Source organism: Nocardia coubleae NBRC 108252, from assembly GCF_001612805.1.
Taxonomy (GTDB): Bacteria; Actinomycetota; Actinomycetes; order Mycobacteriales; family Mycobacteriaceae; genus Nocardia; species Nocardia coubleae.
In genome coordinates this window covers 1-11,104 of record NZ_BDBD01000014.1, presented here as the reverse complement: position 1 = coordinate 11,104, position 11,104 = coordinate 1, and the positions used below count along the sequence as shown (strand labels likewise).

10 protein-coding genes are annotated in these 11,104 nt (G+C 66.7%); 4 read left to right on the top strand and 6 right to left on the bottom strand.

Annotation, left to right across the window (positions count from 1 at the left end; all coding sequences use genetic code 11):
- Window positions 1-72 precede the first annotated feature (72 nt).
- The 3 genes from NCO8_RS15735 to NCO8_RS15725 form a co-directional block, all read right to left on the bottom strand.
- Complete coding sequence (locus NCO8_RS15735; protein ID WP_067640442.1) at window positions 73-1,107, bottom strand: aspartate-semialdehyde dehydrogenase; 1,035 nt, start codon at window positions 1,105-1,107, stop codon at window positions 73-75.
- A 2-nt stretch (window positions 1,108-1,109) separates the two neighbouring features.
- Entirely contained in the window at window positions 1,110-2,375 is a 1,266-nt protein-coding gene (locus tag NCO8_RS15730; protein WP_067494539.1) for an aspartate kinase, read from the bottom strand.
- Window positions 2,376-2,511: 136 nt separating this feature from the next.
- The gene (locus NCO8_RS15725) at window positions 2,512-3,084 is read right to left on the bottom strand and encodes a dihydrofolate reductase family protein (RefSeq protein WP_067640440.1); all 573 of its coding nucleotides are present in this window, start codon (window positions 3,082-3,084) and stop codon (window positions 2,512-2,514) included.
- A 71-nt stretch (window positions 3,085-3,155) separates the two neighbouring features.
- Here NCO8_RS15725 and NCO8_RS15720 point away from each other — a divergent pair, with 71 nt between their 5' ends.
- The 3 genes from NCO8_RS15720 (at window position 3,156) to NCO8_RS15710 (ending at window position 5,528) form a co-directional block, all read left to right on the top strand.
- Entirely contained in the window at window positions 3,156-3,728 is a 573-nt protein-coding gene (locus tag NCO8_RS15720; protein WP_067640437.1) for a TetR/AcrR family transcriptional regulator, read from the top strand.
- A gap of 98 nt (window positions 3,729-3,826) precedes the next feature.
- Window positions 3,827-4,285 carry an SRPBCC family protein gene (locus tag NCO8_RS15715; protein WP_067640435.1) on the top strand — a complete coding sequence of 153 codons (459 nt, stop codon included), beginning with the start codon at window positions 3,827-3,829 and terminating at the stop codon, window positions 4,283-4,285.
- Between the two features lie 40 nt (window positions 4,286-4,325).
- Window positions 4,326-5,528: a low temperature requirement protein A gene (locus NCO8_RS15710; RefSeq protein WP_067640433.1), complete on the top strand. Its 1,203-nt coding sequence runs from the start codon at window positions 4,326-4,328 to the stop codon at window positions 5,526-5,528.
- Here NCO8_RS15710 and NCO8_RS15705 read toward each other — a convergent pair.
- The 3 genes from NCO8_RS15705 to NCO8_RS15695 form a co-directional block, all read right to left on the bottom strand.
- Window positions 5,515-6,306 carry an ion transporter gene (locus NCO8_RS15705; protein WP_245655386.1) on the bottom strand — a complete coding sequence of 264 codons (792 nt, stop codon included), beginning with the start codon at window positions 6,304-6,306 and terminating at the stop codon, window positions 5,515-5,517. The genes NCO8_RS15710 and NCO8_RS15705 overlap by 14 nt on opposite strands.
- A 156-nt stretch (window positions 6,307-6,462) precedes the next feature.
- Window positions 6,463-8,073: a GMC oxidoreductase gene (locus tag NCO8_RS15700; protein WP_245655385.1), complete on the bottom strand. Its 1,611-nt coding sequence runs from the start codon at window positions 8,071-8,073 to the stop codon at window positions 6,463-6,465.
- Between the two features lie 107 nt (window positions 8,074-8,180).
- Entirely contained in the window at window positions 8,181-8,945 is a 765-nt protein-coding gene (locus tag NCO8_RS15695; protein ID WP_067640427.1) for a sulfite exporter TauE/SafE family protein, read from the bottom strand.
- Between the two features lie 284 nt (window positions 8,946-9,229).
- On the opposite strand from NCO8_RS15695, the gene leuA reads away from it, so the two are divergent.
- Window positions 9,230-11,029 carry a 2-isopropylmalate synthase gene (gene leuA / locus NCO8_RS15690; RefSeq protein WP_067494564.1) on the top strand — a complete coding sequence of 600 codons (1,800 nt, stop codon included), beginning with the start codon at window positions 9,230-9,232 and terminating at the stop codon, window positions 11,027-11,029.
- Window positions 11,030-11,104 lie beyond the last annotated feature (75 nt).

Here is an 11,104-nt window from a genome sequence, read left to right as displayed (position 1 = left end):
CCCAATACCCCTTTGGGCGCAACACAAAAAGGGCCGGGCACGCTACAAGCGCACCCGGCCCCAAAGCACCGATCACCGATTCTCGAGCAGAACTTCCGCGATCTGAATCGTGTTCAGCGCGGCGCCCTTTCGCAGGTTGTCGCCCGAGATGAACAGGGCCAGACCCCGACCGTTCGGCACACCCGGATCCTGACGAATGCGCCCGACGAGCGAGTCGTCCTGACCCGCGGCAGCCAGCGGAGTCGGCACGTCGACCAATCGCACGCCCGGCGCCTTCGCCAGCAACTCTTGGGCCTGCTGCACCGAAATCGGTTCGGCGAATTCGGCGTTGATCGACAGCGAGTGCCCGGTGAACACCGGCACGCGCACACAGGTGCCGCTCACCAGCAGGTCGGGCAGGCCGAGGATCTTGCGGCTCTCGTTGCGCAGTTTCTGGTCTTCGTCGGTCTCACCCGAGCCGTCGTCGACGAGCGCACCCGCGAGCGGGATCACGTCGAAGGCGATGGGCGCCACGTACTTGTTCGGGGCGGGGAAGTCGACGGCCGAACCGTCGTGCACCAGCTTCTCGGCGTCGGCGGCCACCGCGCGCACCTGCGAGGCCAGCTCCTCGACACCGGCCAGCCCGGAACCCGACACCGCCTGGTACGACGACACGATCAGACGCTGCAGCCCGGCCACGTCGTGCAGCGGCTTGAGCACCGGCATCGCGGCCATGGTCGTGCAGTTCGGGTTGGCGATGATGCCCTTGGGCAGCGAGCGGGTGACTTCGGGGTTGACCTCCGAGACCACCAGCGGCACATCGGGATCCTTGCGCCAGGCCGACGAGTTGTCGATGACGGTGACACCGGCGGCGGCGAACCGCGGCGCCTGCACCCGCGACATGGTCGCCCCGGCGGAGAACAGCGCGATGTCGAGACCCGACGGATCGGCGGTCTCGGTGTCTTCGACGACGATCTCGCCGCCGCGCCACGGCAGCGTCTTACCGGCCGAGCGCGCGGAGGCGAAGAAGCGCACCTCGTCGGCCGGGAAGTTGCGCTCCTCGAGCAGTTTGCGCATGACGGCGCCGACCTGACCGGTCGCGCCGACAACACCTACACGTACACCCATGATCAGCGCCCCGTTCCGCCGTGGACGACAGCGTCTTCGTCGCCGCCGAGATCGAAGGCCTTGTGCAGCACCTGCACGGCCTCGTCGAGTTCGGTGTCGCGCACGAGCACCGAGATCCGGATCTCCGAGGTGGAGATCAGATCGATGTTGACGCCCGCGTTGGCCAGCGCCTCACAGAAGGTCGCGGTGACGCCCGGGTGCGACTTCATGCCCGCACCGACCAGGGACACCTTGCCGATGTGGTCGTCGTAGAGGACCTGCGCGAAACCGATCTCGTCCTGACGCTTGGTGAGCATCTCCACCGCGCGGGCGCCGTCGGTCTTGGGCAGGGTGAAGGTGATGTCGGTCTTGCCCGTGTCGACCTTGGAGATGTTCTGCAGCACCATGTCGATGTTGATCTCGGCGTCGGCGACCGCGCGGAACACCTTGGCCGCGTAGCCCGGCTCGTCCGGCAGTGCCACGACGGTCACCTTGGCTTCGCTGCGGTCGTGCGCGACGCCGGTCAGGATTGCCTGCTCCACGGGAATGTCCTCCATCGATCCGAAAACAGTGGTGCCGATCTTGTCGGTGTAGGACGACCGGACATGAACGGGCACGTTGTAGCGGCGCGCGTACTCGACGCAGCGCAACATGAGCACCTTCGAGCCGCAGGCCGCCATCTCGAGCATTTCCTCGTAGGAGATGTTGTCGAGCTTCTGCGCGTCTTTGACGATGCGCGGGTCGGCGCTGAAGATGCCGTCGACGTCGGTGTAGATCTCGCAGACATCGGCTTTCAGCGCCGCGGCCAGGGCGACGGCGGTGGTGTCGGAACCGCCGCGGCCCAGTGTGGTGACGTCTTTGCTGTCCTGGCTCACGCCCTGAAAGCCGGCGACCAGCACGATCTGGCCTTCGTCGAGGGCTTCCTGCAGGCGGCCGGGGGTGACGTCGATGATCTTGGCGTTGCCGTGCGCGCCCGTGGTGATGACACCGGCCTGCGAGCCGGTGAACGAGCGCGCCTCGGCGCCGAGGGTGTGAATGGCCATGGCCACCAACGCGTTCGAGATGCGCTCGCCGGAGGTGAGCAGCATGTCCATCTCGCGAGCGGGTGGCGCGGGGGCCACCTGCTCGGCGAGATCGAGGAGTTCGTCGGTGGTGTCACCCATCGCCGAGCAGACCACGACCACGTCGTGGCCCTGCTTCTTGGTCTCCACGATCCGTTCAGCGACGCGCCGGATCCGCTCGGCGGTGGCCACCGAGGATCCTCCGTACTTCTGAACAACGAGAGCCACAGCAAGGTCCTTCGCGATCGGGTATCAGTTCGGTATCAGGGACCTAGAGTACCGGCCGCCGGTCCCGTGATCTGCCGCTACCTCCCTGACCTGTGCAAAACGACACAGGCTCGTCACCTGTGCACGATCTCGGCGATCAGGCCCGCTCGAACCAGGTGACCTGCGTGCCGTTGCCGAATTCCTGCCGCCGGACAGGACGGAAGTTTGTCGGTTTGAAGACGCCGGTGAACACCGGAACCCCGGAGCCCGCGATCACCGGATAGCTCTTGACGACCATTTCGTCGATCTCGTCGATGAGCTGACCGGCCAGCTTGCCGCCGCCGCACAGCCAGATGTCCGCACCGTCCTCCTTCTTCAGCTCACGCACCAGCTCGACGGGATCGCCGGAGAAGATCTCGACGCCGGGATGCTCGCTCTGGTCGAGCGAGGACGAGACGACGTACTGCTTCAGGTGCGAGAACGGGCTCTCGATGTGCCCCTCCGGCAGTACATAGGTGCCGCGCCCCATCAGCACGGTGTCCCAGTGCTGGGCCGGTAGCTCAGGGTCCATGCCGAAATGGGCGCGCAAGTGGGTGGGGATGGAGTCGGGGAACTCCTTCATCATCCACTCCACGTACTCGGGTGGCGTCGGATAGAAGTCGACCTCACCGCCGGGACCTGCGATGTAGCCGTCGAGGGAGACGCCGATGTAGTAGACGAGCTTTCGCATGGGTACCGCCTCAGTTGTTGTACTATGGGTGAAGTGGTTAAAACGTAGTACTACAGACGGAGTGGTGTCAAGTGCGAAAAAATCCCGAACGTCGACAAGCCCTGCTCGACGCCGCCATCGAGGTCCTCGCCGCCGAGGGCGCCCGCGGCCTCACCTTCCGCGCCGTCGACAAACAGGCGAACGTGCCCGCCGGAACCGCCTCCAACTACTTCGCCAATCGCGACGAACTGCTCACCCAGGCGGGCAGCCGCTTCTACGAGGTGGTCCAGCCGACCGAGGAGACGCTCGCCTTGGTCAGCGAGGGACCGAAAACGGTCGAGAACATCACCGCGCTGATGAAAGAGGTCGTCGGCAGGCTCGAATCGCACCGCACCGCCTACCTCGCGCTGCTCGAATTACGGCTCGAAGCGACCCGTCGTCCGGAGCTGCGCAAGGTGCTCACCGAGCGGGTCGGCGCGGATCTGGAATTCAATGTCCGCAATCACCTGGCGTCGGGTCAGCCGGGCGACGAAGCCTCCGTACTACTGCTGTACCTGGCGCTGAACTGGCTGATCCTCGAACACCTAACCCTCCCAGGGGTGTTCACCGAGCAACAGAGTTCCCAGCTGATCGAAACAGCCGTCGAGCGGGCAATTCGCGGCTGACCCGGACGTTTGTCCAGACCATAGACGTGTTGACGATCACTGGTACAACTGTGCACAATCGGGCGCGAGAGACAGCGGGGGTTCGGAGGACAGGCAAGATGCGCTCGAAGATCGACATCCGTTTCACCGTTGATGCTCATATCGACCAGGTCATGGATGCCCTACTGGCAGTCGATCGCCTAGCGGAGTGGTCGCCGTCCTACAGCGATGTGCGGATGGGCCCGCCCGATGCCGAAGGCAGACCGCGGCGAGTGTTCGTCACCGCCCACTTCATGGGTGATTCCGACACCCAGGTGCTGGAATATCACTGGGAACCGAACCGGGTGTCCTGGGAGGTCGTCGACAGCAGTCGCGGTTCCAAGGGTGGCGGCTCGTTCGAGCTGTTCGAAGGGGGCGAGGGCACCGAGGTCGATCTGCACGTCGAGCTGCGCTATCCGTTGCCCATCCCCGGCATCCTGTTCAACCGCACCTTGCGCAAGCAGAACGAGGAAGCGGTCGCGAATTTCATCGACTTCGCCGAGCGATTCCCGGAGAACGAGGGTTACGCCGTCGGCTGAGTAGCGCGCCGCCTCGGCTCCGAGGTGACACGATAGGCCGATGATCGGAAAACCACGGGCCAGATTCCAGCCCGTGACCGAGGGCAGCTCGGTCACCCAGCTCGAGCTGTTCTTCGACCTGGTGATCGTCTTCGCCTTCACGATGGTCACCGACCTGGCCGCCGACAACACCTCGGCCGTGAACATGCTGCGCGCCCTGCTGGTGCTCGCGCTCATGTGGTGGTTGTGGATCGCCTATTCGTGGCTGGGCAATGTGGTGCGCGCCGACGAGGGCATCGCCCGCGTGGGCATCTTCATCGCCATGGGCGGCGCGTTCCTGGCCGCGCTCACCATTCCCGAGGCGTTCGTCGACCTGCCCGGTGGCTGGTACGGACCGCTCGTCTTCGCCATCGCCTACCTGGTCGTGCGATTGGTGCATGTCGTCATCTTCTGGACGGTGAGCCGCGACGATCCCAAGCTACGCGGACAGCTGCTGCGCTGGGCGCTCGGATCGATCACGGTCGGCACCGCACTGCTTGTGGTCGCCGCGACCACCTCCGGTCTCGCGCAGATGCTGCTCTGGCTCGCCGCGATCGTCGGCGACATGGTCTGGACGGCGGTGGCGGGCACGGATTGGCGGATCAACTCGGCCAAGCATTTCGCCGAACGGTACGGGCTGATCGTCATCGTCGCGCTGGGTGAGTCGATCGTGTCCATCGGCATCGGCGTGGCCGGGTTGCCGATCTCGTGGCCGATCACGGTGGCCTCCATGCTCGGGCTCACGGTGTCGGGTCTGCTGTGGTGGCTGTACTTCGACGTGGCCGCCATCTCGATGGAAGAAGGTCTGGCGAACGCGAAGGGTTCGGCGCAGATCAAGATCGCCCAGTTCAGCTACACCTACGGGCACTTCCCGATGATCGCCGGTGTCATCGCGCTCTCGCTGGGGCTGAAGAAGGTGCTGTACTACGTGGGCGACTCCTCGCACCATCAACTCACCGATCCGCTGTACGGCATTCCGCTCGGCGCGCTCTACGCCGGGCCCGCGGTGTTCCTGCTGGCGGTCGTCGGCGCGAAATACGCCGCGGTGCGGCAGTTCTCGACCGCGCGAGTGCTGGTGGCGGCCCTACTGTTCGCGTTGATCCCGGTCGCCGCGCAGCTGCCCGCGCTCGTCTCCCTCGGCCTGCTGTGCGCGATCCTCGCCGCGCCGGTGATCTGGGAGACGGTGCACTATGCGCGCAGACGCGACGAGATCAGGCACGCTTGATCTGCGAGAGATGATGGCGCACACCGTGTTCGGCCGGTGTCGCGCCGCGCTGTGAGGGCGGCACCCGCACGCCGGCGCGCACGGCCTCGTTGATCTGGTCGAGGTTCTCGCGCAGCATGTCGGCGACCAGTTCGTCGGTGCGCGGATCGTCGAGCAACTGGTTGAGCATGCGGTACACGGTGTCGGCGACGAGCCGGATGATGTCGTCGTGGAACGGCACGTAGCGCAGCTTGCCGGTCTGCGGATCGTTCTTGATGAGATCGACGATGAGCTGGTCGATCTCGGCATGGTTCTCCTCGAGCGCGGCGGCGATGTTCTTGGTGTAGTGGCCCGCGCGCAGCACATTGGAGACCTCGTCGAGGATCGCGACAGTCATCGGGCGGCGGATCACGTCGACGATGGTGCCGACGAACCGGTTGACGATCTTGGCCGTCACCCGCTCACCGAACGCCCGGTCGGCCACCCGGCCGAGCCGGATCAGGATCACCACGATCCGCAGCAACCGGAAGCCACGGAAGATCGGGCTGGTCACCGGGATCATGCCGAGTACTTCGTACCAGTAGACGAACGGGAACGTCCACGGCCAGCCCGCTCGCCGCCAGCGCCACAGGAACTCGATCGCGAAGATGCCGCAGATGGTCCAGTCGACCACCACGATGGCGTGATAGGTCTTGCCCGACACCGGGAAGAAGGTGATCCAGGCGACCAGCACCACCGACACGATCGCCAGGACGAGCATGAAGATGTCGAGGCGCATCGACGGCGTTGTGGTCCGCACGTCCTGTACCTCGACCGGTTCGATCCCCGGTGACGCCAACTCGACCGCTCCTGTGGTTCCGGCGGCTGACGCCGCTACTCGGCCCGCCCGATCGGCGGCCAGTACTTTGCCCACGCTAATTGGTTGCGGCGCCGTCCGAGTGGGCTTCGGCGCGTGTCAGCCGCGCAGGATCGCCTCGATATTGCGTTCGGCCAGCGCCGTGATGGTCAGTGACGGGTTGACGGTGGCGGTGCTGCCGGGAATCGCGGCACCGTCCATCACGTACAGCCCGGGGTGTCCGTGTACCCGGCCGTAGGCGTCGGTGGCCTTGCCGAGCACGGCGCCGCCCAGCGGGTGGGCGGTGAACTCGGCGTTGGCGTCGTAGCCGAGGGCACCGTATTCGGCCAGCGCACCGGCCCGGTCGGCGATCCGGCGGTCGACCGTGCGTGCCGCGTGCACCACGGCATCCTGGGCGGCGGTCGGCCAGGTGAGGCCGACGCCGCCGGTGGCCGGGTGGTAGCCGAAGCGGGCGCGGGTCGGGTCGAGCACCATGCCGAGCGAGGCGAGCGCGCCGGTTTCGAAGGGGATGCCGGGGATGTACCAGTTCTCGAGCGTCAACGGCGTCGTGGACTCGTCGTAGATGCGGCTCGCGCTCGGCACGCCCTGACCGAAACCGGCCAGCCCGCTGGCGCCGCGGGCCAGGACCACGTCACCGTTGGTGCCCCAGCCGTCGCCGATGTGCTCGTTGAGGTTGGGCAGCGCGCCGGTGGCCTGGGCGCGAACCAGCAGTTCGGAAGTACCGACGGAACCGGCGCCGAGGAACAACTTGTCGCAGGTCAGGGTGCGGGTGCTGAGCTGCGCACCGGTCGGGGCCAGTTTCGTCACGGTGACCACGAACTTGCCGCCGGGTTCCTGGGCGATGCTGTCGACCCGGTGACCGGCGTACACCCGTGAACGGCCGGTCTGCTCGGCGTAGCGCAGGTAGTTCTGGTTCAGGTCGAACTTGGCACCGTTGGAATTGCCCAGGTTGGACCGGGCGACGGTGGCCGACGGGCGCGAGCCGCCCGCCAGCTCGGCGCGCAGCACGTCCCAGGTGAAGATCGAGTCGTTGGGCACCGGCTGGTACCCGGCCGCCCGCACCTGATCGTCCCAGGCGCGGGAGTGCGTGAACGGCTGGGACTGGTAGATGTCACCGGGCATCGGGTCCAGGCGCAGCATCTGGCGCACCCTCGGGAAGTACACCCGTTCCAGCTCGCCGTAGTCGACGACACCGCCGAAGACCTGGTCGAAGAGCCTGCGCTCGGGAGCGACCATGGCGCCGGTGAAGATCACCGAACCACCGCCGACGGCCGCCGCCCGCCACACGTCGATACCCGCGAACTCGGTGACGTCGAGGACACCGCCGAACGCGCCGAAACTCATCGGCACCTTGGTGACCCCGGTGAAGCTGGTGCGATGCCAGAAGCCGCGCCCGTCGGGCAGGTCGTCACCGGTGAAGATCTCGCGCCACGGGTCGTTGGGCCAGCGCGAACCGCGCTCGAGCACGGTGTTGTCGATGCCCGCCTCGGCCAGGCGCAACGCGGTGACGGCGGCACCGAAGCCGGAGCCGATGACGATGGCGCTGGTGTGCGCGGGCGCGTCCGGAACCGGGGCGAAGATCTCGGGGACCCACGATTCGAACATCGCCGATCGCGGGTCGGCGTGCGCGGACGTGCCCGTCAGGGTCGATCCGACAGTCCCGGCGAGCGTCGCCAGTCCCGCCGCCTTGAAGAAGGCACGTCTGTGCACCAGGCCACCTCCCTCATCACGCATGGCCGAGCGCAGAATACCGCGCAACTTCCGAATCGACCCCGCTAGTGGCCGGATTTGTCACCGATCACCAGCAGGCGCCCACGTCAGGTCGTCAGCAGGCGGATCACAGCGATGGAGCCGACGACGACGATCACCGCGCGCAGCACATTCGGCGGCAACTTGCGGCCGACCTTCGCACCGAGCTGACCGCCGATGATCGAGCCGACCGCGATCAGCGCCACCGCCTGCCAGTTCACGTCGGCGATCACGATGAAGATCACCGCCGACACCGCGTTCACGATCAACGCGAGCACGTTCTTCACCGCGTTGAGCCGCTGGATGTCCTCGTGCACGAACACACCGAGCAGCCCGACGAGAAGTACGCCCTGGGCCGCGCCGAAGTAGCCGCCGTAGATGCCGGTGCCGAACACCGCGACGAGCAGGATCGGCCCCCCGTGCGCGGGTGCGGGGGTGTCCTCGCCGCGGCGGCGTTTCACCCAGGCCGCCAGGCGCGGCTGCACGATCACCAGGATCAGGGCCGCGATGATGAGCACCGGGACCACCGCCTTGAACGCCGCCTCGGGCGTGGTCAGCAGCAGCACCGCGCCGGTGATGCCGCCGAGCAGCGAGGCGGTGCCCAGTTGCAGCAGCCGCTCGCGCTGGCCGACCAGTTCGCGGCGGTAACCGATCACCCCGCTCACGGAGCCGGGGACAAGACCGATGGTGTTGGAGACGTTCGCCGTCACCGGTGGCAAACCGAAGGCCAACAGCGCGGGGAAGGTGATGAGTGTGCCGGACCCGACGATGGTGTTGATGCCACCCGCCGCGATTCCGGCCACGAAGACGGCCAGTTGCTCGAACCAAGTCATGCGAATTCCTTTGGGACGTCTCGTCGTGCGCCGGGCACGTACAAGCGTTGCTGTCCCTGGAAACCGTACCGGTCGGACGGTGCGGTAGATATCGGCGTACCCAATTCCGCAGGCCGCTTACCAGCGCGGCTTCGCGCACGGTAAGCTCGGGGCATCATGCAGCGGGCACTTCTTCTCGGCCGCCGCGACGGGTTCTGATACGGACCGGCTCCCGTCGCGGGGTTCCAACGCGCCGGTCGACCCGCTCCCATCAGGGAATCCACCACACCCACGGAGAAACTTGCATGTCCTCGGCTGACGCATTCGTATCCGCTTCGCGCACCATCACGGCCCCCAGCAAACCTGCCCCGGCCGACCAGCCCGCTTGGAACAACCAGAAGAACTCCTCGATGCCGGCCTTCCGGTACCGCCCGTACGCCGAGGAGGTCGAGCCGATCACCCTGCCCGACCGCACCTGGCCGGACAAGATCATCGACCGCGCGCCCGCGTGGTGCGCCGTCGACCTGCGCGACGGCAACCAGGCCCTCATCGACCCGATGAGCCCCGCCCGCAAGCGCCGCATGTTCGACCTGCTGGTCCGGATGGGCTACAAGGAGATCGAGGTCGGCTTCCCGGCCGCCAGCCAGACCGATTTCGACTTCGTCCGCGAGATCATCGAAGACGGCGCGATCCCCGCCGACGTCACCATCCAGGTGCTCACCCAGTGCCGCCCCGAGCTGATCGAGCGCACCTTCGAAGCGTGCAACGGCGCGCCGAACGTGATCGTGCACTTCTACAACTCCACCTCGATCCTGCAGCGCCGGGTGGTGTTCCGCGCCGACCGCGACGCGGTGAAGAAGATCGCCACCGACGCCGCCGCGCTGTGCCTGGAGATCGAGAAGCGCTACCCCGACACCGAGTGGCGCTACGAGTACAGCCCGGAGTCCTACACCGGTACCGAGCTGGACTACGCGCGCGAGGTGTGCGACGCGGTCTCCGAGATCATCGCGCCCACCCCGGCCAAGCCGCTGATCATCAACCTGCCCGCGACCGTCGAGATGGCCACGCCCAACGTGTACGCCGACTCGATCGAGTGGATGCACCGCAACCTGGCCCGCCGCGACTCCATCGTGCTGTCGCTGCACCCGCACAACGACCGCGGCACCGCCGTCGCGGCCGCCGAGCTGGGCTACCAGGCCGGTGCCGACCGCATCGAGGGCTGCCTGTTCGGCAACGGTGAGCGCACCGGCAACGTCTGCCTGGTGACCCTCGGCATGAACATGTTCTCCCGTGGCATCGACCCGCAGATCAACTTCTCCGACATCGACGAGATCCGTCGCACGGTCGAGTACTGCAACCAGCTGGCCGTGGCCGAGCGTCACCCCTACGGCGGTGACCTGGTCTACACCGCGTTCTCCGGCAGCCACCAGGACGCCATCAACAAGGGCCTGGACGCGATGAAGGCCACCGCCGACGCGCAGGACGCCGACGTCGCCGACATCGTCTGGGAGGTCCCGTACCTGCCGATCGACCCGAAGGACGTCGGCCGCACCTACGAGGCCGTGATCCGGGTGAACTCGCAGTCCGGCAAGGGCGGCGTCGCCTACATCATGAAGACCGATCACGGGCTGGTGCTGCCGCGCCGCCTGCAGATCGAGTTCTCGCAGGCCATCCAGGCGATCACCGACGGTGAAGGCGGCGAGGTGACGCCCAAGGAGATGTGGGACGTCTTCGCCACGGAGTACCTGAATCCGATTCTGCCGCTGGAACGTATCAAGCAGACGGTTACCGCCGCCGAGACCGATGGTGGGGTGGACTCCATCGTCGCGACGGTAAAGGTCGATGGTGTCGAGCAGGAGATCAGCGGCTCGGGCAACGGTCCGCTGGCTGCCTTCGTCGATGCTCTGGCTACCGTGGGCTACGACGTGCGGGTGCTGGATTACAGCGAGCATGCGATGTCGGCTGGTGACGACGCTCAGGCGGCCGCGTACGTCGAGGTCGCGGTCGGAGACAAGGTGGTTTGGGGCGTCGGCATCGCCACCTCCATCACCACGGCCTCGCTGCGCGCGGTCGTCTCGGCTGTGAACCGGGCTGCCAACCGCTGATCTACCCCATCGAGGGCCGGGCACGCACACGCGTTGCCCGGCCTTCGGGGTTTTGTGCACCACAAAGGTATTGGG

What these genes read in the sequence shown, in the direction of transcription:
- NCO8_RS15725 (WP_067640440.1), bottom strand. Translation starts at nt 3,084, where the DNA reads ATGCGAAAGCTCGTCTACTACATCGGCGTCTCCCTCGACGGCTACATC.
- NCO8_RS15715 (WP_067640435.1), top strand. Translation starts at nt 3,827, where the DNA reads ATGCGCTCGAAGATCGACATCCGTTTCACCGTTGATGCTCATATCGAC.
- NCO8_RS15735 (WP_067640442.1), bottom strand. Translation starts at nt 1,107, where the DNA reads ATGGGTGTACGTGTAGGTGTTGTCGGCGCGACCGGTCAGGTCGGCGCC.
- NCO8_RS15710 (WP_067640433.1), top strand. Translation starts at nt 4,326, where the DNA reads ATGATCGGAAAACCACGGGCCAGATTCCAGCCCGTGACCGAGGGCAGC.
- NCO8_RS15695 (WP_067640427.1), bottom strand. Translation starts at nt 8,945, where the DNA reads ATGACTTGGTTCGAGCAACTGGCCGTCTTCGTGGCCGGAATCGCGGCG.
- leuA (WP_067494564.1), top strand. Translation starts at nt 9,230, where the DNA reads ATGTCCTCGGCTGACGCATTCGTATCCGCTTCGCGCACCATCACGGCC.